Origin of the sequence: Mycobacterium sp. IS-1590 (assembly GCF_001500025.1) — a bacterium.
Taxonomy (GTDB): domain Bacteria; phylum Actinomycetota; class Actinomycetes; order Mycobacteriales; family Mycobacteriaceae; genus Mycobacterium.
Map to the genome: position 1 here is coordinate 24,750 of NZ_LQIW01000023.1, position 23,607 is coordinate 48,356.

Consider the following 23,607-nt stretch of genomic DNA (forward strand, 5'->3'; position numbering starts at 1 on the left):
AGCCCAACCGATACATGGCCACTACCAACCGGCGGAAACGCCACCGTATCCTCGCGCTCGTCGCGGCCGGCGCGATGGCGCTCGTGGTAATTCTGCTCATCATCATCGTCGTCGTGATCCTGCGAAAGCCCGAGGGTCCGAGCGGCGTTCCGCCGACGGCGGTGCCTCCGACCGGGATCAGCCCGACCAAGAAGCCGCGGCCGGAGTTCCAGGACGCGAGTTGCCCAGATGTGCAGATGATCTCGGTTCCGGGTACCTGGGAGTCCTCACCGAAACTCGACCCGTTCAACCCCACTCAGTTCCCGATCGCGCTGCTGCTGGGCGTCACCAACCCGATCCGCGGGCAGTTCGCGAACGACCGGCTCGAGGTGTTCACCGTCCCGTACACGGCGCAGTTCCACAACCCGTTCTCGCAGGACGGCCAGATGACCTACAACGACAGCCGCGCCGAGGGCTTCAACGCGACCGTCAAGGCCATGACGGAGATGAACGAGCGTTGCCCGCTGACCAGTTACGTGATCGTCGGGTTCTCCCAGGGCGCCGTCATCGCCGGGGACATCGCCAGCGATATCGGCAACGGGCGCGGCCCCGTCGACGAGGACCTGGTGCTGGGTGTGACGTTGATCGCCGACGGCCGCAGGCAGACCGGTGTCGGCGTCGACGTCGGCCCCAATCCGCCGGGTCAGGGCGCAGAGATCACGCTGCGCGATGTGCCGATGCTCGACGGTATGGGCCTGGCCATGACGGGTCCCCGGCCCGGAGGGTTCGGCATGCTCAACGATCGCGTCCACGAGATCTGCGCTCCCGGCGACCTGATCTGCTCGGCGCCGCCGGAGGCGTTCAACATCATGAACCTCCCCAAGACCATCGACATCCTGCTCGGAGGTGCGGGACAACCGATTCACGCGATGTATGCCACCACGCAGTTCTGGAATCTCGACGGGCTGTCAGCCACCCAGTGGACGCAGCGCTGGGCGCAGGAATTGATCGATAACGCCCCGCAGCCGAAACATGGCTGACCTGTGACCAGACCTGATTTGGACGGCGACAACACGTCACCTAACATTAAGAAAAAACTAAGAGCAGTAAGCGAATAGCCGACCGGTACGATTTTCCGGGGCTTGGGGCCGGCTTGAGAATTGATTGCAATCGGCATCGAGAAGCGTGTGCCGCTGACAGGAGAGTGCGATGGGGTTCCATAACCCGTTCATCAAGGACGGACTGATCAAGTTTCCCGACAACGGGAGCCTGGTCAAACACGTCGAACGATGGGCGAAGGTGCGTGGAGACAAGCTCGCCTACCGCTTCCTGGACTTCTCCACCGAGCGCGACGGAGTCGCCCGCGACCTGCACTGGGCCGACTTCGGGGCCCGCAACCGCGCGGTCGGTGCTCGACTGCAACAGGTCACCCAGCCCGGTGACCGCGTCGCGATCCTGTGCCCGCAGAATCTCGACTACCTCGTCGCGTTCTTCGGCACGCTGTACTCGGGCCGCATCGCGGTGCCGCTGTTCGACCCGAACGAACCGGGGCACGTGGGTCGCCTGCACGCCGTGCTCGACGACTGCCATCCGTCGGCGATCCTGACCACCACCGACGCCGCCGAGGGTGTGCGCAAGTTCTTCCGCACCCGCCCGGCCAACCAGCGTCCGCGCGTCATCGCCGTCGACGCGGTGCCCAACGAGGTCGGCGCCACCTGGGAACCCGTCGACGTCGACGAGCACACCATCGCATACCTGCAGTACACCTCGGGCTCCACGCGGATCCCGACCGGTGTGCAGATCACCCACCTGAACCTGGCCACCAACGTGGTGCAGGTGATCGAGGCGCTGGAAGGCGAAGAGGGCGACCGCGGCGTCTCCTGGCTGCCGTTCTTCCACGACATGGGCCTGATCACGGTGTTGCTGTCGCCGATGCTCGGCCACTACATAACGTTCATGACCCCGGCAGCCTTCGTGCGCCGCCCCGGCCGCTGGATCCGCGAACTCGCCCGCAAAGAAGGCGACACCGGCGGAACCATCTCGGTGGCCCCGAACTTCGCGTTCGACCATGCCGCGGCCCGCGGCGTGCCCAAGGACGGCGAGCCGCCACTGGACCTGTCCAACGTCAAGTGCATCCTCAACGGCAGTGAGCCGATCTCGGCGGCCACCGTGCGGCGGTTCAACGAGGCCTTCGGCCCGTTCGGTTTTCTGCCCAAGGCGATCAAGCCCTCCTACGGTCTGGCCGAGGCCACGCTGTTCGTGTCCACCACGCCGATGGAGGCCGAGCCGACGATCACCCTGGTCGACCGCGACGAGCTCAACAACCACCGCTTCGTTCCCGTGGCCGAGGATTCGCCCAAGGCCGTGCCGCAGGCCGGCGCCGGCAAGATCGGCATCGCCGAATGGGCGGTCATCGTCGACAACGACACCGCCACCGAGCTGCCCGACGGACAGATCGGCGAGGTCTGGATCAGCGGTCAGAACATGGGCACGGGGTACTGGGGCAAGCCCGAGGAGACCATCGCGACGTTCCAGAACATCCTCAAGTCGCGGACCAACCCGTCGCACGCCGAAGGTGCCACCGACGACGCGACCTGGGTGCGCACCGGCGACCTCGGCGCCTACTACGACGGTGAGCTCTACATCACCGGACGCGTCAAGGATCTGGTGATCATCGACGGGCGCAACCACTACCCGCAGGACCTGGAGTACTCCGCGCAGGAGGCCACCAAGGCGCTGCGCACCGGGTTCGTCGCGGCGTTCTCGGTGCCCGCCAACCAGTTGCCCGACGAGGTGTTCGAGAACGCCCACTCCGGACTCAAGCGCGATCCCGACGACACCTCCGAACAACTGGTGATCGTCGGCGAGCGCGCGCCCGGCGCCCACAAGCTCGACATGGGCCCCATCGCCGACGACATCCGCGCGGCGATCGCCGTGCGCCACGGTGTCACCGTGCGCGACGTGCTGCTGACCCCCGCCGGCGCGATCCCACGCACCTCGAGCGGCAAGATCGGCCGCCGCGCGTGCCGCTCGGCCTACCTGGACGGCAGTCTGCGCAGCGGGAAGATCGCCAACGCGTTCCCCGACGAGACGGACTAAGACTCTCCCGAATATGGCTGATACACAAGACGACTCGCAGCAACCCGACATGCCGTCCGGCGACGACATCCAGCTCGCGCCCGAGAAGCCGCTCACTGCGCCACGCACGGACATGACGGTCAACGAGATGCGCGAGTGGCTGCGCAATTGGATCGGCAACGCCACCGGCCAGTCACCCGACTCCATCAGCGAGAGCGCGCCGATGGTCGAACTCGGGCTGTCGTCGCGCGACGCCGTCGCGATGGCCAGCGACATCGAGGACCTGACCGGCGTCACCTTGACCGCCACCGTGGCCTTCCGCCACCCCACCATCGAATCACTGGCGACGGTGATCATCGAGGGCGAGCCCGAACCCGAGGACGCCGGCGGCGACGACGAGGACTGGACGCGCACCCGCGACGTCGAGGACATCGCGATTGTGGGCCTGGCCACCCGCTTCCCCGGCGACATGAACACCCCCGACGAGACGTGGCAGGCGCTCATCGAGGGCCGCGACGCGATCAGCGATCTGCCCGAGGGCCGCTGGGAGGAGTTCCTCGGCGAGCCCCGCATCGCCGAGCGCGTGGCCAAGGCCCGCACCCGCGGCGGTTACCTCTCCGACATCAAGGGGTTCGACGCCGAGTTCTTCGCGCTGTCGAAGATGGAGGCCGACAACATCGATCCGCAGCAGCGGATGGCGCTCGAATTGACCTGGGAAGCACTGGAAAACGCGCGCATCCCCGCGTCGAGCCTGCGCGGCGGCAACGTCGGTGTCTACATCGGCAGCTCGCTGAATGACTACAGCTTCCTGGCGATGTCGGACCCGTCGATCGCGCACCCGTACGCGATCACCGGCACGGCGAGTTCGATCATCGCCAACCGGGTTTCGTACTTCTACGACTTCCGCGGCCCATCGGTGGCCGTCGACACCGCCTGCTCGAGTTCGCTGGTCGCCGCGCACCAGGGTGTGCAGGCGCTGCGATCGGGTGAGGCCGACGTCGCCGTGGTGGGTGGCGTCAACGCGTTGATCACCCCGTTGGTGACGGTCGGCTTCGACGAGGTCGGTGGGGTCCTCGCGCCGGACGGCCGCATCAAGTCGTTCTCGCAGGACGCCGACGGTTACGCCCGTTCCGAAGGCGGCGGCATGCTCGTGCTCAAGCGGGTTTCGGATGCCCGCCGCGACGGTGACGAGATCCTCGCCGTGATCGCGGGCAGCGCGGTCAACCACGACGGCCGGTCCAACGGTCTGCTCGCGCCGAACCCGGATGCGCAGGCCGAGGTGCTGCGCAAGGCGTACAAGGACGCCGGCATCAATCCGCGCCTCGTCGATTACATCGAGGCGCACGGCACCGGCACCATCCTCGGCGACCCGATCGAGGCCGACGCGCTCGGCCGCGTCGTCGGCAGGGGTCGGGCGGCCGACAAGCCCGCGCTGCTGGGCGCGATCAAATCCAATGTGGGACACCTGGAATCGGCGGCCGGCGCGGCGAGCCTGGCGAAGATGACGCTGGCCCTGCGCAACGACAAGATCCCGCCGTCGATCAACTACACCGGCCCCAACCCCTACATCGACTTCGACGGCGTGCACCTCAAGGTCGCCGACACCGTCACTGACTGGCCGCGCTACAGCGGCTATGCGATCACCGGCGTCTCGGGGTTCGGTTTCGGCGGCGCCAACGCCCACCTCGTGCTGCGCGAGGTGCTGCCGTCCGACCTCGTCGAACCCGAACCGGAGCCCGAGCCCGAAGCCGCGCAAGACAAGTCGTCTGACGCCAACGCCGTTTACATCGGCGGGGTGCGGATGGACGAGTACGGCGAGTTCGTCGACCATGACGATGACGATGACGACGACGACGCTCTGGACCGGCCCGCGCACGCGCAGCACGACGAGCCCGAACTGCCTGGCCTGACCGACAAGGCGCTGCAGCTGCTCGAGGCCGCGCGCGAGGAACTGGAGGCCGGTGAGCAGCCGGCACCGGTTGTGCCGCTGGCGGTTTCAGGCTTCCTCACGTCACGAAAGAGGGCCACGGCCACCGAGCTGGCCGATTGGATCGACAGCCCGGAGGGGCGCGCATCGTCGCTGGAGTCGATCGGTCGCGCGCTGTCGCGGCGCAACCACGGACGTTCGCGCGCTGTGGTGCTGGCCCACGATCACGACGAGGCCATCAAGGGCCTGCGCGCGGTGGCCGAGGGCAAGCAGCACCCGAGCGTGTTCAGCGCCGACGGCCCGGTGACGAACGGGCCGGTGTGGGTGCTCGCGGGTTTCGGTGCGCAGCACCGCAAGATGGGCAAGAACCTGTATCTGCGCAACGAGGTGTTCGCAGAGTGGATCAACAAGGTCGACGCCCTCATCCAGGATGAGCGGGGCTACTCGATCCTCGAGCTGATTCTCGATGACGCAGTCGACTACACCAACGAGACCTGCGAGTACCCCATCGAGGTCGTCCAGACGGTGATCTTCGCCCTGCAGATCGCGCTCGGCGAGCTGCTCAAGCACCACGGCGCCAAACCCGCTGCGGTGGTGGGCCAGTCGCTCGGCGAGGCTGCCGCCGCGTACTTCGCGGGCGGCCTGTCTCTTGAGGACGCCACTCGGGCCATCTGTTCGCGTGCTCACCTCATGGGTGAGGGCGAGGCCATGCTGTTCGGCGAATGGATCCGGTTGATGGCGCTCGTCGAGTACTCGGCCGACGAGATCGACACGGTTTTCGCCGATTTCAAGGATCTCGAGGTGTGTGTGTACGCCGCGCCGACGCAGACCGTCATCGGCGGCCCGCCCGATCAGGTCGACGCGATCATCGAGCGCTGCGAGCAAGAGGGCAAGTTCGCCCGCAAGATGCAGACCAAGGGCGCCAGCCACACCTCGCAGATGGACCCGCTGCTCGGCGAGCTGGCTGCCGAACTCGTCGGCATCGAACCGCATCCCACCAAGATCGGTTACTTCTCGACGGTGCACGAGGGCCGCTACATCCGACCCGGTGAGACCATCCACGACGTCGACTACTGGAAGAAGGGGCTGCGGCACAGCGTCTACTTCACCCACGGCATCGGCAACGCCGTCGACAACGGCCACACGACCTTCCTGGAGTTGGCGCCCAATCCCGTGGCGCTCATGCAGGTGGGGCTGACGACGGCGGCGAAAGGCCTGCACGACGCCCAACTGATCGCGACGCTGGCGCGCAAGCAGGACGAGGTCGACTCGATGATCGCGGCGATGGCCCAGCTGTTCGTGCACGGTCACGATCTGGACTTCCGCACGCTGTTCCCCCGCCGCTCCAAGGGGTTGGCCGGAGCGCTGGATTTCGCGAACATCCCGCCGACTCGTTTCAAGCGCAAACCGCACTGGCTCGATGCGCGGTTCACCGGCGACAGCTCGGTGATGATGCCGGGCAACCACGTCGCCACCCCGGACGGCAGGCACGTCTGGGAGTACGCGCCCAAGGGCGAGCCCGATCTGGCCGGCTTGGTGAAAGCCGCTGCGACGCAGGTCATTCCGGACGCCAAGCTGGTCGCCTCCGAACAGCGCGCGGTGCCCGGCGAGGGGGCACGGCTGGTGACGACGCTGACCCGCCATCCCGGTGGCGCCAGCGTGCAGGTGCACGCGCGCATCGACGAGTCCTTCACGCTGGTGTACGACGCCGTGGTGAGCCGCACCGGCACCGCGGCAGCGCTGCCGGTGGCGGTGGCGACCGGAGCGGCCGTCGCCGAACAGGTTTCGGCGACGCCTGCGGATGAGCCGGAGGAAGACGCGGCGGAGATCCTGCAGGACAACCTGACTGCCGGCGCGGGCCTGGCCGCGGGGTTCGCGAAGTGGTCACCGGACTCCGGTGAGTCGATCCGCGACCGCCTCGGCGCGATCGTCGGTGGGGCAATGGGTTATGAGCCCGAGGACCTGCCGTGGGAGGTGCCGCTGATCGAGCTCGGCCTGGACTCGTTGATGGCCGTGCGGATCAAGAACCGCGTCGAGTACGACTTCGACCTGCCGCCGATCCAGCTGACGGCGGTGCGTGACGCCAACCTCTATGCGGTCGAGAAGCTGATCCAGTACGCGATCGAGCACCGCGACGAGGTCGACCAGCTCGCCGAGCACCAGAAGACCAAGACCGCCGAGGAGATCGCGGCCGAACAGGCCGAGTTGATGGGCGGTGCGACCACCGTCGCCGAACTCGAGCAGGTGCTGGCCGAGAAGACCGGCATCGCCTCCGAGGTGACCAGTGCCGGTACCGCAACGGAATCCGACATTCCGGCGCCGCCGACCGACCCGTCTGGTCCGGCTGCCGACATACCACCGCCGCCGACGGACCCGAGCGGCCCGGCGGTCCCGGCGCCGCAGACGGATCCGAGCGGACCCTCACAGTCGACGGTGGCCGCCGCCAGCAAGATCCTCACCCAGGAGGCGGTCACCGAGGCGCTGGGCTCCGACGTGCCGCCGCGCGACGCCGCGGAACGCGTCACGTTCGCGACATGGGCGATCGTCACCGGCAAGTCGCCGGGCGGCATCTTCAACGACCTGCCCGATGTCGATGACGCGACCGCGACCAAGATCGCTGAGCGGCTGACCGAGCGGGTCGACGAGGGCACGATCACCGCCGCCGACGTCCGCTCCGCGAAGACCATCGAGGAGCTGTCCACGACTGTCCGCGATTACCTCGAGGGCGGCAAGGTCGACGGCTTCGTGCGGACGCTGCGCGCCCCGTCGGAGGGCTCGAACCGGATCCCGGTGTTCGTGTTCCACGCCGCGGGCGGCTCGACGGTGGTCTACGAGCCGCTGCTCAAGCGGTTGCCCGCCGACACGCCGATGTACGGTATCGAGCGCGTCGAGGGCTCCATCGAGGAGCGCGCCCGCGAGTACGTGCCGAAACTGTTGGAGCTCAACGGTGATCGCCCGTTCATGCTGGCCGGCTGGTCGCTGGGCGGTGTGCTCGCCTACGCGTGCGCGATCGGGCTCAAGCAGGCCGGTGCCGACGTGCGGTTCGTCGGTCTGATCGACGCGGTCCGTCCGAGTGAGGAGATCCCCCAGACGAAGGAGGAGACCCGCGCCCGCTGGGATCGTTACGCCCGTTTCGCCGAGCGCACGTTCAACGTCGAGATCCCGGAGATCCCCTACGAGGAACTCGAGGCGCTCGACGACGAGGGGCAGGTGAAATACGTGCTGGACGTGGTGAGCCAGAGCGGGGTGCAGATCCCCGGTGGCATCATCGAGCACCAGCGCACGTCGTACCTGGATCAGCGGGCCATCGACACCGCCGAGATCAAGCCGTACGACGGCAAGGTCACGCTCTACATGGCCGACCGCTACCACGACGACGCGATCTACTTCGAACCGCGCTACGCCACCCGCAAGCCCGACGGCGGTTGGGGCGAGTTCGTCTCGGAGCTGGAGGTCGTCCCGATCGGGGGCGAGCACATCCAGGTGATCGACGAGCCGTACATTGCGAAGGTCGGAGCTCACATGAGTGAGGCGATCAGCCAGATCGAGTCTGAGGAGAAGCCGTCGAAGTGACCACTGAAGCTACTCCCATCCGAACCAAGACCACCGCAGAGCTGCTCGCCGAACTCCGCGAGAAGCTGGAGCAGGCCAAGGAGCCCGGTGGAGAGAAGGCGGTCGCCAAGCGGGAGAGGAAGGGCATCCCGAGCGCCCGCGCGCGAATCCACGCCCTGGTCGATCCGGGCAGCTTTCTGGAGATCGGCGCGCTGGCGAAGACGCCCGGCGATCCGAACGCGTTGTTCGGCGACGGGGTGGTGACCGGTCACGCCCGGATCAACGGCAGGCCGGTCGGCGTGTTCAGCCACGACCAGACGGTGTTCCAGGGGTCGGTCGGCGAGATCTTCGGCCGCAAGGTGGCCAAGCTGATGGAGTGGGTGGCCATGGTCGGCTGCCCGATCATCGGCATCAACGACTCGGCCGGCGCGCGAATCCAGGACGCCGTGACGTCGCTGGCGTGGTACGCCGAGCTCGGCCGCCGCCACGAGCTGCTGCGCGGGCTGGTCCCCGAGATCTCGATCATCCTCGGCAAATGTGCTGGGGGAGCGGTGTATTCACCGATTCAGACCGATCTGGTGGTGGCCGTCCGCGACCAGGGCTACATGTTCGTCACTGGACCGGACGTCATCAAGGACGTCACCGGCGAGGACGTCTCGCTCGACGAACTCGGCGGCGCCGATGCCCAGGCCCGCTACGGCAACATCCACCAGGTGGTGGAGAGCGAAGCCGCGGCGTTCCAGTACGTGCGCGACTACCTGGAGTTCCTGCCCGCCAACACGTTCGACGACCCGCCGATCGTCAACCCGGGTCTGGAGCCCGAGCTCACACCGCACGACTACGAGCTCGACTCGATCGTGCCGGACAGCGACAACATGGCCTACGACATGCACGAGATCCTGCTGCGGATCTTCGATGACGGCGACGTGTTCGATGTGGCCGAGCAGCAGGGTCCGGCGATCATCACCGCGTTCGCGCGGGTCGACGGCCGCCCGGTCGGAGTAGTCGCCAACCAGCCGATGCATTTGTCCGGGTCGATCGACAACGAGGCCTCCGACAAGGCGGCCCGGTTCATCCGGTTCTGCGACTCCTACAATCTGCCTTTGGTTTTCGTCGTCGATACGCCGGGCTTCATGCCGGGCGTCCAGCAGGAGAAGGGCGGCATCATCAAGCGCGGTGGCCGCTTTCTGAACGCCGTGGTCGAGGCCGACGTACCGAAGGTGACCATCACCATCCGCAAGTCCTACGGCGGCGCGTATGCGGTGATGGGGTCCAAGCAGCTGTCGGCGGATCTGAACTTCGCGTGGCCGACCGCGCGCATCGCGGTGATCGGCGCCGAGGGCGCGGCGCAGCTGTTGGTGAAGCGGTTCCCGGATCCGACGGCGCCGGAGGTGCAGAAGATCCGCGCCGACTTCATCGAGGGGTACAACCTCAACATGGCCACGCCGTGGATCGCCGCCGAGCGCGGCTTCATCGACGCGGTGATCCAGCCGCACGAGACGCGGCTGCTACTGCGCAAATCGCTGAACCTGTTGCGGGACAAGCAGATCACCCGCGTGCAGCGCAAGCACGGCCTGACCCCGATCTAGTCCCCCTCTGTTGCGCGAGCGTGCGTGTCTGCACACGACACGCCGCGAGATTTCGACGTTTTGCGCACGTTCGTCGCCGCGCGAGCGTGCGCTCAGCGCCGAACCCATCGGACGATGACGGTGCCGTCGTCGCCGAGCAGTACGTCGCTGCGCCGCATGCGGAGCTCGACATGCGCCGGTGTGGCGGCGATCCGGCGCGCAGGACCCGCCACCATCATCGGGCTGGTGGTGAGGCACAACTCGTCGATCTCGTCGTCTGCGATCAGGCGGGAGAACAGCGTCGGCCCGCCCTCCACCAGCACCCGGTGCAGACCCAGATCGCCAAGGGCGCGACGTATTGCGGCAGAGTCGATTGGCCCCTCCGCCATCTCGCACACGATCGCCCCGGACGCTTCCAGCGCTCGCCGCGCTGAACTCGGGGCACTCGCAGAGACCAACACGATGGGCGGAACCGTCGCCGTAAGCAGATGAGGCGGGATCACGCCTCGACTGGAGACGACGACCAACCGCAATACCGACGCCAGCCCGTGGGCGAGCCGCCACCCCAGCGAGTCCGCATCGACACGGAGATCGGCATACGGTTTGGACGCCGCGGTGGTCGCACCCACCAGGATCACGTCGGCGACTTCACGCAACCGGGCGAAGACCCGTCGGTCGGTCGGCGTACCCAGCTTGCGGCCGGCGCCGTCGAGCGTCACGGCGCCGTCGATGCTGGCGATGAAATTCGCCCGGAGCCTCGGAGCGGTCGGGGTTTCGGGGTAGGCGAGCAGGTCGCGCAGCGCGTCATCGGTGAGCGTCTCCACCTCGTGCAGAGTTGACGGTGGCCTCGCGGCGACAGCGGTCATGGCGCAGTGCTCACATTTCTCTCGGAGTGGCTCACGGTCTGGACGGCTCGCGGGGAAAGGCCAGTGAAAAAGAACGCGGCGATCGCCCCGATCCCCGCCGCCGTCGCGGGCAACAGCATCGAGTGCGACATCGCCTCGATGGCGGCGGTTGCGGACATCGCCGGCTCCGGTTCTGCAGCATCATGGGACTCGATGTCGGCCACGGCTGCCAACAATGCGGCGATGCTCGCGCTGCCGAGCGCGGCCCCGACCTGTCGAATCGTGTTGAAGACGGCCGAGCCCGCGCCGGCCAGATCGTCGGGCAGCGTCCTGGATGCGATGACAGCCAACGGTTCCCACGTGAGCGCACCCGCGGCACCGATGAGCGTGAGCGGCAACGTCATTCGCCAGATCGGTGCCGACTGGCTCATCTCCAGCGCGAGCCAGATCAACGCGACGGCCGTCAGCGTGAAGCCGGGACACACGATGGACCGTGGCGCGACGCGGTCGACGAGCCTTCCGACGATCGGGGCCACGACACCGGTCGCGACCGCCATCGGCGCCGTCACGAGGCCCGCGTGTGTTGCCGACATACCGCGCACGTCTTGCAGATAGAACATCAGCGGAACGGCGAACGCGACGATCGTGAAACTGATCAGCGCGATGCCGAGATTCGACAGGGCGAAGTCGCGGTGGCGGAACAGGTCTAAGGGAACCAACGGCTCTGAACGCTGAATCGCCTGCCACACCACGAAAACCGCCAGGCATGCGCATCCGCCGGCGATCGCGACCCACGTCGTCGGCCCCCACTCGTGATGACGGCCCTCCTGCAGGGCGAAGACGATCAGGCAGATACCGGTCCCGGACAGCAGCACGCCGAGCGCGTCGAGTCGATGCGGTCGCGCGGGCAGGGCGGGAATCAGTCGAAGCGCCAGCACAAGTCCCGCGGCGCCGATCGGAATGTTGACAAGGAAGATCCACCGCCAGCCCAACGTGTCCACCAGCAGTCCGCCGGCCACCGGACCGATCAGGAGGCCGACGGCCGCTGTCGCACCCCAGAGGCTCATGGGAACGCCCCGGTGATGGGGCGGGAAGATGCGGGTGACCGCGGACAGCGTCTGTGGTGTCATCAGCGCCGCGCCAATGCCCTGGGCGGCCCGCCCGGCGATCAGCATCCCGATCGACTCGGACACCCCGCACCACAGCGACGCCAGCGTGAACGCCGTAAGGCCGGCGACGTACAAGCTCTTCGGGCCGAAGCGGTCGCCGAGGCGGCCACCCACGGGCAGCAGGGCCGCGAACACCAGCAGGTAGGCGCTGGTCACCCAGATGACGGCGTGGTAGTGCGCTGCGAAGTCCTCTTTGATGACCGGATTGGCGACGGCGACGATCGTGGAGTCGACGACGATCAGCAGAAAGCCGATCATCATGGCCCACACCGCGCGCAACGACGGCCTTTCGGTCGGCGCGTTCGGCGTGGGCACCGCGATCACCTTCGTAAGAGGAGATGCAGCGCCTCCGCCCGGGACGCCGGATCGGTCTGGAACTGCCCGCGCACCGCGGACGTCGTCGTGACAGCGCCCGGCTTTCGCACACCGCGCATCGCCATACACAGGTGCTCAGCCTCGATGACGACAATTACGCCACGAGGATGCAATTTGTTCATGACCGCCTCGGCTATTTGCCCGGTCAGCCGTTCCTGCACCTGTGGGCGCCTGGCATACAGGTCGACCAGACGCGCTATTTTCGACAGGCCGGTGACGCGGCCGTCCTCGCCGGGCAGGTAGCCGACATGGGCGACTCCGTGGAAAGAAACCAGGTGATGTTCACATGTGGAGTACATCGGAATTTGCTTGATCAGCACGAGTTCACCGTGGTGCTCATCAAACATCGTCGTGAGAACGTCGTCAGGATCGGCGTACAGACCTGCAAAAGTCTCTTGATATGCCCGCGCGACCCGTGCAGGAGTGTCGCGCAGCCCGTCGCGGTGGGGATCTTCACCAATGGCGACGAGCAGATCGAAAATGGCGGCTTCGACCGCCTCCTGATCGAATACGCGGGCCTGCGGTAGTTGACCGTTTCCGGTATGCGGCGCTTCGGGAGTCTGCAACATGAATGCCTCCTCGCCGCATGCAGAAAGCGCCACAATGTAATTTGCTGCCGAAGTCTTTCGGGCAGCTTCAAATTACTACTAGCAGAGGCTTTACCTCGTCGTCAGTTGATTTGTGAAATTCAGATCGACGGAAACGGGAGCCAGTCGTCGAACATGAATGCGTCACCGCGGGCGACGACGGTGGCGCCGCCGTGACCGGGATAGTGCGCGGGCACCACCGCGGCGCGCCGCCGCGACGCCTCGGTGAGGATGCGCTTGCGTGTTGTCGCGGCCTTCGTGAAGTCCTCGTCCCAGGCGCAGGGATCCTCCGGTCGGAGAACCTGGATGGGACAATGCGTCAGATCGCCGACGAACACCGCGGGCCGGCCGGCGTCGAGCCACACCACCGACGAACCCGGGGTGTGACCCGGCGCGGGGCGCAGCCACAGCGACTCGCTGAGCTGATGGTCACCCGACCACAGTTCCGTCTGTTCCTGCACCGGGGAAACACTGTCCTCGAACACGGTTCGGACGTGTCGCTGAACGGATTCCTCGTCCTCTGTGCGCGGCGTCGTCGACTGCGCGGGGCCATCGGGCCCGAAATGACGGTAGTCGGCTTCGGATACGAGATAGCGCGCGTTGGGAAACGTCGGGACCCAGGACCCGTTGTCTCGCACGGTGTTCCAGCCGACGTGGTCGAAGTGCAGGTGCGTGTTGACGACCACGTCCACGTCGGCGGGGTCGAATCCCGCGGCGGACAACGCGGAAAGGAACTCGGTCTGCAGGTCGGAGAGCACAGCCATCTGCGGCCGGCTCTTGCCGTTGCCCGCGCCGGTGTCGATCAGCACCGTCAGGCCGTCGACCTCGATCACCCAGATCTGCATGATGATGCGCCATCCGGCGTCGGTCCAGTAGGTCGGCGAGAGCTCGTCGGCATGCTGGTCCCAGACCTCCGCGGGGGTGTGCGGAAAAATCGCCCTCGGCAAGGTGTCGACCTGCCATTCCACCGCGCGTGTGAGTGTCGCGCCGCCCCACCGGATCCGGTCCACGGCCTCCAGGCTAGAGGACCGGTCTGCAGTGGGGCACGCTCGCGGCTCTGCGAATGTGCGCGATGCGTTGCAGATCTGTGGCGTGTCGTGTGCAGACTCGCACGCTCGCGCCCTTACGGCTTGATGCGGATGTGGCCCGGGCTGTACAGACCGCTGCGGGTGGCAGTGCCGAAGTCCAGCGTCGCCGGCGTCGCGCCTTGCGCCTCAGGGGTCATCTCGAACCGGCGCAGCGAGCCCCAGTCCCGGCCCCAGTCCTCCGACAGGTACGTCGCCATCACGTGCGCGCGCATCAGCAGATCCGTGATCCCCAGCAGGCCGCCGTTGAGGCCGTCCTGCCACGTATCGGTGTCCTTGCGCTTGGCGTTGTAGTCCGGAGTGATGCGGAATTTCGGAATCTCGGTGACGCCGTTGGCGTGCAGCATCGGCTGCTGGCACGGGAACGCCAGGCCGACGGCCCAGTCCATCAACACCGGCTGCTCGGAGCCCACGTACTCCTGTACCGACCGAAGTTCGGGCACCCGGGGTGGAGTCACCGCGAGCCAGTCGCCCGGCGTGAGCGAGAGATCTTCGGCGACAACGCGAACGGCGACGGCGTCAGCGGGGATGTCGGCGCGGGGGAAGCGCAGGTTACGCCACGACGGGATCGGGCCTAGGTCGTAGGGCACCATCCGGCCGGCGGGTACCAGGGCGCCGTCGGGAGCCCGGCGCGCGTACTCCAATTCGACCGTCTCGCCCTCGGTGCGCCCGTTGAACACGCTGTCGCCGGTGATGGTTCCGGCGGCGGTGACGACGACGAGCGGGTGCGCGTCGTCGGGGGCGGGCAGTTCGTACCAGGCCGACGCCAGCCGGCTCTGCTGCTGGGGTCCCTCGACGTAGGTGCCCGCCAACGGAACCCGGCTCGGGTCGAGGCCGTACGGCAGCGGCACCGTGGACCCGTTGACCCCGGGCCGCCTCAGCTCGGTCGGCTGGTCCCAGTCGTAGTCGGTGCCGGGCATCGGCAGGTTCATCCGGATAGCCTCGGCGACAATCTTTTCCGGCACGCCGTCGGCGGTGAACCCGACGGGCCGGTCTCCGCCCAGCGGACCCAACGGTCCGTACTGCCCGGGCAGGGCGGTCAGGAAGCCTTCGTTGGCGTCGGGTTCGACGAGTACGTCGTCGGCCAGGCCGCAGCCGCCGGCGAAGGCGCGCAGGTTGGCCCACGCATTCGAGTAGGTGGGGTACTGGCGAACCGCGCCCACGAGCATCGAACCGACGAACACCACCACCATGAAGCCCGCGACAACCGGGATCGGCGCCGCGGTCAGCGCCCGGGCGATGCGGCCCTCTCCGCGGGTCCGCGACGAGAAGTGCAGCCAGGCCGCCCATATCGCGGCGATCGCGAACAGCGCGAAGAAGATCGTGCTGACGGTGACGCCACCGATTGCGGGTTCGTCGTTGTTGAAGGGGACGCCGTAACTGGAGACGTACCACCAGCCGTTGGTGGTCGCGAAACACAGTGCGAGCACGAACAACACGGCGGCCAGGAAGGCCATCCGGTTGCGTGACCACCTCAGCACCGCAGGCGAGACCAGCACGGTCGCCAGCGCTGCCATCGCGGCGCCGACCGCGGCGAACAGACCGAAGTGGTGCACCCACTTGGTGGGGGTGAACATCAGGAAGAACACCGTGCCCAGGATGATGCCGATCAGCCGCCACGCGGGACCCCGTGCCACACCGGGCACGCGTCCGCGCCGCAACAGGATGAACATCGATGCGAACAGCGACAGCGCGGTGATCAGGAACCCGAAGCGACGCGACAGCGATCCGTCGACCGTCGGCAGGATCAGGTAGTAGTAACGCAGGTTCTCGGTGTACCACTCCTGGTTCGGGCCGATAGCGGTGCGAATCCTGGTGGCCTCCAACACGGTTGCGATGGTCTGGTCGAAGAACACGACCGTCAGGATCACCGTTCCCGCGGCCAGCAGCGGCAACACCAGCGGCCAGACGCCCACCACCTGGCGTCGACGCACCAGGATGCGCAGCAGCGGTCGGCCGCCTGCCAGCAGCGCGGCGACCGCGATCAGGCCCGTCGGCTGGATGCCGAGCGTGAACGCCGCCGTGATGATCGCGAACGCCGCGGGGGTGAGCCGTCCGGAGGTGATGGCCCGCTCGATCAGCACATAGGTGATGAGCGCGCCGGTGGCGATCTGGCCCTCGGGGCGCAGACCGTTGTTGAACGGCATCCACGCCGCCAGCAGCACCAGACCCGCCGCCCACAGCGCCGGTTTGCTCGCGGCGACGGCCGGGCCCAGCCGCGGCAGCACCTCGCGAGAAAGCAACAGCCAGCACACGATTCCGCACACCAGGTCCGGCAGCCGCATCCAGATGCTGGCGTCGCTGACGCTGGTCATCATCGCCAGCAGGTTGTAGTACCAGCCGAACGGGTCTTCGGGGCTGCCGAACCATCGGAAGTAGTTCGACATGTACCCCGCATGTCCGGCCACCCGGGCCATCCCCAGGATGTAGCCGTCGTCGGAGGAGTTGGCCCCGATCACGTGCCAGAGGGCGAAGCCGCCGACCACCACCACGTCGGTGGGGGTGAACGTGCGCCACCGCTGCGGGATCAGCCGCCGCATCCGCCTGCCGTCCATGCGGTCCAGGCGCCACAGCGCGAGCAGAGCGATCGCCGTCGACACGATGGCCAGCACCATCGCCGTCAGCTTCAACGGCGTTGGCTCGGTGGTGAACCGGGTGTCGATCTCGGCCGACAGGCTCAACCCCGGCGGCGCGGGGCCGGTCAGATCGGTGAACACGCCGACGATCGCCGGGCGCAGGTTCGGGTCCGGGAAACCGGTGTACTGCGGTGAGCCGTCGGCTTTCGTCAGCCCGACGAAGGTCGCGAACGTGCCCTCCTCGGAGGAGGTGATCTCGATGCGTGAACATCCCGGGGTGTCGCCGGTGCCGACCACCCGGGCCCGGGGGACGCTGGCCACCACCACGTTTCGGTCGGTGATGTCGACGCGTTGTGTGTTGACCGTGACGAACAGGCTCTGCAGCGCGGCCTGCTTACCGTCCTTGGGCGCGGTGCCCAGCACCATTCCGCCGCGCGGCGGCATCGTGCGGATCACCTCGCACGGCACCGTCACCGTCATCCGCACCGGCGTCTGCGTGATCAACGGCGCGGTGACGCTGTTCACCTGACCCTGCTGCGGCCAGTTCAGCGTCGCCGTGGTCTGTTCCACCGGCAGCAGGGGCGTCGCCACCGAGAGCACAAAGCCGATCAGCCCCGCGATCGCCGCCACCCAGCGGGCAATCCGCACGTCCGAAGTCAACGGCCGCGTCATGGCAACGCCCTGATGGGTCCGTTACGGCTCCAACCGAACACGCGCACCGCTCCTTGTTCGACGACGGCGTCGGGGGCCTCGGATTCGGGCACCACCCGCAGGTAGCGCTCGATCGAACCCCAGTCGCGGTACCAGTCGTCGCGCAGGTAGGTGGGCACGGTCGCGGTGCGCAACAGCGCCTGGATGAACAGGAACGGACCGCCGTCCTCGGCCGACTGCCACTGGTTCGAGGACACGACCACCTGCTTGAGGTTCGGAAGGATGCGGTATTGCGGCAGTTCGGCGATGCCGAGATGTTCGGAGAACGGGTGCTGGCAGGGGAAGTTCGCGGCCGTTGCGATGTCCATCAGCACCGGCGTCTGCGAGCCGAGGAACTCCTGCGCCGTCACCAGCACCGGCACCCGCGGCGGGGTGAACGCGAACCACTGGTCGGTGGACAGGTTGGGGTCATCGGCGACGATGCGCGCGACATTGGCCTCCGGCGGCGCCGACGTGAGCGGGAAACGCAAGTTGCGCCAGGCCTTTTGGGGGCCGGGTCCGATGTCGATCGGCTGCACCTCGGTCAGCGGCGCATAGCTGCCGTCGGGGCGGTGCACACCCCACTGCAGCTTCAGCGACTGCCCGTAATTGAACGAGCCGTCCTCTTCGTAGAACCAGATCGCTCCCGCGGCCGCGACGGTGACCAGCGGCCGGTCCGGGGTGCGTGGTGGCAGTTGGTACCACGCCGACGTCACCTTGGCCGCGACGGTATTTTCGTCGTAGCTGCCCATCACCGGCGTTCGTTCCGGGTCGAGTCCGAACGGCAGGAACACGTTCGAACCGTTCACGCCGACGGGTCCGTAGCCGCCGCCGGTGCCCGCGGCGAAGCCGATGCCGATGTTCGGTTCGTTCGGCGATCCGTCGGAGTTGACCGTGCCCGGGTTGGCGGTGATCGGCTCTGGCGGTTCGAGGGTGTCGCTGACGCCGTTGGGGTTGAAGCCGACGGGGTCCTCCCCGCCGAGCGGGCCGTACTCTCCGAAGCGCTGTCCCGGAACCGGTTGCAGCAGACCGGCATTCGTGTCCGGCTCGACGAGCACATCGTCGGCCATCGCGCAGCTGGTGTCCGAGAGACCGGACTTCAATGCCGAGAAGTTGGCCTTGGCTGTGGTGTAGACGGGGTAGCGCTGCACGGCGCCTTTGGCCATCGAGCCGACCTCGAGCACCACCATGATCGTCGCCACCACCAGCAGCGGGGTCGAGGCGAGCACGCGGTTGCGCTTGGTGTTGGCGACCTCCGTGTGCCCGGCGTAGTCGATGCGGAAGTGCAGCCACCCGGCGAGCAGTCCGGTGATGATCGCCAGCGCAAGGAAGATCCCTGTCACCGGGATGCCGGCGATCACGGGCTGCTTGTCGAACCACGGCACACCGTAATTGCCGACGTAGAACCAGCCGTTGATACCCGATGTGGCCCAGGCCAATACGAACAACAGCGCGGTGACGTAGAGCGCGAGGTTGCGGCGGCTGTGCAGCCCGACGCGGCTGAACGCGAACGCAGTCACCGCGCCGAGCGCACCCGCCAGGCCGGCGAAGGCGCCGAACTGCACCGCCCACTTGGTGGGCGTGAACGTCAGCAGCAGAAGGCCGATCGCCGTCGACCCGATCAGCCGCCACACCGGACCGCGCGCCATGCCGGGGACACCGCCGCGCCGCAGCAGCACCGCGAGCATCCCGAACAGGCAGAGCAACAGCACCAGAACCGCGAAGCGTCGGGTCAGCGACGAATCGACGCTGTCCTCGACGGTCAGGAAGTAGTAGCGCAGGAACTCCTGGTACCACGCGATGGTCGGGCCGACGACGTACTTGATGCGGGCCGACTCGGCGACCGTGGCCAGAGTCTGGTCGCGGAACACCACCACGAAGATCAGGGCGAGCGCACTCAGCAGCGCGGCCAGCGGCGCCAGCACACCGTCGACCGGACGGCGCGCGCGAATGGTGCGGACGATTGCGCGGGCCCCGACCAGCAGGGGCGCGATCGCAATCAGCCCCTGCGGCGCCAGCGTCACGCTGAACACCGCGACGACGACGGCCAGCGCGGCCGGCCACGTCCGCCGGGTGGCGACGGCGTTTTCCACCAGCACCCACACGGCGACGGTTCCGAATGCGATGAGCGGTTCGGGTCGAAGGCCGTTGTTGAACGGCAGCCACGCCGCCAGGAACACGGCCCCGCCCGTCCACACCGTCACCCGGTTGGCGGCGAGTCGACGGCCCAGGCGGGGCAGGATGCAGCGGCTGACGATCAACCACGCGCCGATCGCCGCCAGCGTCGCGGGCACCCGCATCCACACGCTCGCGGTGCTGACCGAGGCGAACGCCGCGAGCAGGGACTGGTACCAGTCGAACGGGGCCTCCGTGGCGCCGAAGAAGCGGTAGTAGTTGGCGGTGTAGCCGGCGTCGGCCGAGACCCGGGCGATGGTGAGGTTGTAGCCGTCGTCCGACGACAGCGCGCCGATGACGTGCCACAGCAGCAAGGTGCCCACGACGGCGAGGTCGGCCACCCAGTGCCAGAAGCCCACCCGCCAGAACCGCCGCCAGGCGCGCGCCACCCGGCGTCCGCTGTGGCGGTCCAACACCGCCAACGCGACGATCGACGCGATCACACACAAGACCCCCAGCACCATCACGGCGAGCTTGAGCGCGGTGGGCGAGGTGATGAACCGGGTGTCGACGTCGACGCGCGCCGACAGCCCCTCCTGTGGCGCGACCTCCATATCCGTGAAGACGCCCGCAACCTGCGGCTTCTCCTCGGCAGGCAGGGTCCCCGCGGCCCCGGGGAGCCCGATGAAGTCGGCGCCGGCCTCGCCGGGGTTGGCCCAGATGTGCAGCGTGCTGCAGGCGCCGCCCTCCACGGCCGGGCGCGGTGCGACGGCGGCGACCGAGTCGCGGAACGCCACGACGACGACGTCTTCGGTGGCGCGCACGAACAGCCCGTTGCGGCTGGCATCGATTCCGCCCGGTGGGACTGTCGACAACACCAGGCCACCGTCTGGGGGCAGCGTGGCGACGGCCCGGCAGGGGATCGAGATGTCGAGGGCCTGCGGCGCGCCGGAGACCAGCGGGGCGGTGATGTCGCTGACGAAACCGTCGGGACCGGTGCCCTGCGGCCACAGGATGGTTGCAGTGGTCTGTTTGACCGGCAGCAGCGGGACCAGCCCGCACAGCAGTACACCGGCGATGCCTGCGACGACGGCGATCAGTCGCGCGATTCGATGAGCAGGCACGAGCGTCGATGGTAGGCGACGAAATACTCGGAGTCGGTGACGCCAGGCCAATATACCTAGAACTGCTAGGGTGTGACCTAGCAGTTCTAGGTATAGGAGCCGCAGGCGTGCACATCGAGAAAGATCTGGTGGCTGCCTCCGCCACACCTCTCGTCCTCGGGATTCTGGCAGACGGCGAGTCGTACGGTTACGCGCTCATCAAGCGGGTCAACGAGTTGTCGGGCGGCCGGATGCAGTGGACCGACGGCATGCTCTATCCGCTTCTGCACCGGCTGGAACGACTGGGCTACGTCTCGGCGCACTGGCGGGTCTCCGAGGGCGGCCGCCGACGTAAGCATTACGCGATCACCGCCGCCGGCCGGCAGACGCTCGCCGAACGGCACCGGCAGTGGACCGTCGTCGCCGAGGCTTTGGAACGTGTCTGGAAGAGCATGCCTACCGATGCAGCTCCGGGGTGGGCGTGATGCAGGCCGACAGTGAGCTGGAATCCCAGATCGCCCATTGGCGTGGCTACGTACAGCGACACCGAGCCATCGCCGCGGCCGATGTCGACGAGATGGAGGATCACCTCCGCGAGCAGATCGCCGATCTGTCGCGCGCCGGGCTCTCCGGAGATGAGTCGTTCCTGGTCGCGGTCAAGCGGATGGGCAACGTCGACGCGATCTCGCGGGAGTTCGCCCGCGAGCACTCCGACCGGTTGTGGAAGCAGCTGGTGCTCGTGTCAGAGGAGACGGTCGAGGCCCGGCCTCATCGGGAACTGCTCGTCGTGCTCACGCTGGGGCTCGGTGCGGGCATTGCGGTCAGGTTGGGCTTCGCGTGGCTCGGCGACGACCTCACCTTCGTGCGAAACGCGGGGTTCTTCGTATTCCCGTTCCTGGTGGGCTATTTCGCCTGGAAGCGACGACTGCACTTGCGGCAGTGGGCGCTGCTCATGGTGCCCGCCGCCGTGGTGGCCCTCGTGCTGAACACCTACCCTTTCGGCGACGACTTCTGGGACCACCGCGACACCGAGGTGCTGGCAGCGATCCATACGCCGATCGTGCTGTGGCTGCTCGTCGGCCTCGCCTACGTCGGCGCGCGGTGGCGCTCCCATTCGCGCCGAATGGATTTCATCCGCTTCACCGGAGAATTCGTCGTCTACTTCACGCTGCTGATGATGGGCGTCGGGGTGCTAATGATGTTGACCGCGGGCGCCTTCGACGCCATCGACGTGGACCTGGAGGACTTCGTCAGCCTGTGGGCGCTGCCCATCATCGTGCCGACGGCGATCATCGTCGCGGCGCGGCTGGTCGAAGCCAAGCAGAACGTCATCGAGAACATCGCGCCGGTCCTGACGCGGGTGTTCACACCGCTGACGATCATCATGCTGCTCGCGTTGCTGGTGGCGTTCTCGTCGGCCGGCAGCGTCATCGGTGTGGATCGCAACCTGCTGATCCTGATGGACCTCATCCTCGTTCTGGTGCTCGGTCTGCTGCTGTATGCGATCTCCGCCCGCGACCCGCTGGCTCCGCCTGCCGTGTTCGACTGGCTGCAACTGGTTCTCGTGCTCAGCGCGCTGGCCGTCGACATCCTGATGCTCGCCGCGATGCTCATCCGCATCGCCGAGTTCGGCTACAGCCCGAACAAGGTCGCCGCGCTCGGGCTGAACCTGGTGCTGCTGGTCAACCTGGTCTGGTCGGCTTGGCTCGTGCTCGGCTTCCTGCGGCGACGACGGCCGTTCGGCGACGTTGAACGCTGGCAGACCCGCTACCTCCCGGTCTACGGCGCGTGGGCCGCGCTTGTGGTGGTCGCGATGCCGCCGCTCTTCGGGTTCATCTAACGGGTTGATTCCACGCACCACGTGCGTGCGATCCACCGGGTAAGCGGTTATCCACAGCCGGGCCGGCATCAGCTGGTCGTGGTTCGGCGGCGGGTACACGCTTATCCGTGTGACGCGCTGGCATCTCGGGCACGTCGCGGCCACCACGGCGTCGCAGGACGGATTGCTCGCGCGTCGCCAAGTACTGGCCGCGGGTGGCACCGACTTCGATATCGCCCGACTGGTGCGCCGTCGCGAATTGATACCGCTTGCGCGCGGTGTCTACGTCAATCACAGTGGCCGCCTCACCCTGACGCAGCGGCACTGGGCCGCGGTGCTGGCGTTCTGGCCGGCGGCGCTGTCTCACGCCTCGGCACTGCCCGATCCGCCGCTGACTGTCGTACACATCGCGATCGACTCGTCGCGCAATCTGCGGACGCTGCCGAGCATCGTGCTGCACCGGACGCCCGACTTCGCACACCGTGCCGACCTCTTTCGCAATCCTCCGGCGATTCGAGTGGAGCACGCGCTGATCGACGTAATCGGCGCCGAACTCCGAGAGGAGGACGTCGCGGCGGCGTTCGCAGCGTTGGCGCGAGTGTGTGCAACGTGGCGCACCACCCCGCAGCGGATACTGCAGACGTTGGAAACTCGCCGGCGTGTCCCGGGGCGGCGCACCTTGGAGACGATGCTCACCGACCTTCGCGACGGCGCGTGTTCGGTGCTGGAGCGCGGTTACCTGCTTCGGGTCGAACGAGCGCACGGGTTGCCCGAAGGAAAGCGGCAGACTCGTAGCACCGCGACCGGCCGGGCCACCTACCAGGATGTGCGCTACGGGCGCCAAGGGGTCGTCGTCGAGCTCGACGGCCGCGCCTTCCACGATTCGCCGCGCGACCGCGACCGCGATGCGCTGCGTGATCTCGCGGAGCTGAGCCGGTCGGATCTGGTCACCATTCGGCTCACCTACGGATTGGTCTTCGGCGATACATGCCGCACCGCGCAGCTGATCGGCGGCGTGCTCAAGCGTCGCGGCTGGACGGGTCGCGTGCGCGCGTGCCCGGCATGCGGTCCCGCGGTCGCACTAACGGGTTGATCGCATGCACCAGGTGCGTGCGATCAACCAGCTAAGGGCAATCGGC

At 67.5% G+C, this 23,607-nt stretch carries 13 protein-coding genes; 7 read left to right on the top strand and 6 right to left on the bottom strand.

Translation table 11 applies throughout. The annotated features are described in order from the left end of the window. The first annotated feature begins 14 nt into the window (after positions 1–14). The 4 genes from culp6 (at position 15) to AU197_RS14840 (ending at position 10,125) form a co-directional block, all read left to right on the top strand. On the top strand, positions 15–1,019 hold the full coding sequence (gene culp6 / locus AU197_RS14825; RefSeq protein WP_064403470.1) for a carboxylesterase Culp6: 1,005 nt from the start codon (positions 15–17) through the stop codon (positions 1,017–1,019). Between the two features lie 169 nt (positions 1,020–1,188). Then, positions 1,189–3,078, top strand: a complete 1,890-nt coding sequence (gene fadD32, locus AU197_RS14830; RefSeq protein ID WP_064403471.1) for a long-chain-fatty-acid--AMP ligase FadD32 — start codon at positions 1,189–1,191, stop codon at positions 3,076–3,078. Between the two features lie 49 nt (positions 3,079–3,127). After that, positions 3,128–8,557 (top strand): polyketide synthase Pks13, encoded by a 5,430-nt coding sequence (gene pks13, locus AU197_RS14835; protein ID WP_197415565.1) that lies wholly within the window; start codon positions 3,128–3,130, stop codon positions 8,555–8,557. A gap of 17 nt (positions 8,558–8,574) precedes the next feature. Then, positions 8,575–10,125, top strand: a complete 1,551-nt coding sequence (locus AU197_RS14840; protein ID WP_156434446.1) for an acyl-CoA carboxylase subunit beta — start codon at positions 8,575–8,577, stop codon at positions 10,123–10,125. 92 nt (positions 10,126–10,217) lie between these two features. On the opposite strand, the gene AU197_RS14845 is transcribed toward AU197_RS14840, so the two are convergent. From AU197_RS14845 to AU197_RS14870, 6 genes are all read right to left on the bottom strand, one after another. Further along, complete coding sequence (locus AU197_RS14845) at positions 10,218–10,970, bottom strand: dihydrofolate reductase family protein (protein ID WP_064403474.1); 753 nt, start codon at positions 10,968–10,970, stop codon at positions 10,218–10,220. Beyond that, entirely contained in the window at positions 10,967–12,433 is a 1,467-nt protein-coding gene (locus AU197_RS14850) for a DHA2 family efflux MFS transporter permease subunit (protein WP_197415548.1), read from the bottom strand. The genes AU197_RS14845 and AU197_RS14850 overlap by 4 nt, the downstream gene beginning before the upstream one ends. A gap of 5 nt (positions 12,434–12,438) precedes the next feature. Beyond that, positions 12,439–13,062: a GTP cyclohydrolase I FolE gene (gene folE, locus AU197_RS14855; protein WP_064403793.1), complete on the bottom strand. Its 624-nt coding sequence runs from the start codon at positions 13,060–13,062 to the stop codon at positions 12,439–12,441. Between the two features lie 119 nt (positions 13,063–13,181). Then, positions 13,182–14,090: an MBL fold metallo-hydrolase gene (locus AU197_RS14860; protein ID WP_064403475.1), complete on the bottom strand. Its 909-nt coding sequence runs from the start codon at positions 14,088–14,090 to the stop codon at positions 13,182–13,184. A 113-nt stretch (positions 14,091–14,203) separates the two neighbouring features. Next, entirely contained in the window at positions 14,204–17,413 is a 3,210-nt protein-coding gene (locus tag AU197_RS14865; protein ID WP_064403476.1) for an arabinosyltransferase domain-containing protein, read from the bottom strand. Further along, a complete protein-coding gene (locus tag AU197_RS14870) occupies positions 17,410–20,670 on the bottom strand; it encodes an arabinosyltransferase domain-containing protein (protein ID WP_064403477.1) in 3,261 nt (1,086 codons plus the stop codon). The genes AU197_RS14865 and AU197_RS14870 overlap by 4 nt, the downstream gene beginning before the upstream one ends. A 107-nt stretch (positions 20,671–20,777) precedes the next feature. Here AU197_RS14870 and AU197_RS14875 point away from each other — a divergent pair, with 107 nt between their 5' ends. The 3 genes from AU197_RS14875 (at position 20,778) to AU197_RS14885 (ending at position 23,561) form a co-directional block, all read left to right on the top strand. Beyond that, a complete protein-coding gene (locus tag AU197_RS14875; protein WP_064403478.1) occupies positions 20,778–21,134 on the top strand; it encodes a PadR family transcriptional regulator in 357 nt (118 codons plus the stop codon). After that, positions 21,134–22,489: a permease prefix domain 1-containing protein gene (locus AU197_RS14880; protein WP_064403794.1), complete on the top strand. Its 1,356-nt coding sequence runs from the start codon at positions 21,134–21,136 to the stop codon at positions 22,487–22,489. The genes AU197_RS14875 and AU197_RS14880 overlap by 1 nt, the downstream gene beginning before the upstream one ends. A gap of 109 nt (positions 22,490–22,598) precedes the next feature. After that, a complete protein-coding gene (locus AU197_RS14885) occupies positions 22,599–23,561 on the top strand; it encodes a type IV toxin-antitoxin system AbiEi family antitoxin domain-containing protein (protein ID WP_082696687.1) in 963 nt (320 codons plus the stop codon). The last annotated feature ends 46 nt before the right edge of the window (positions 23,562–23,607 follow it).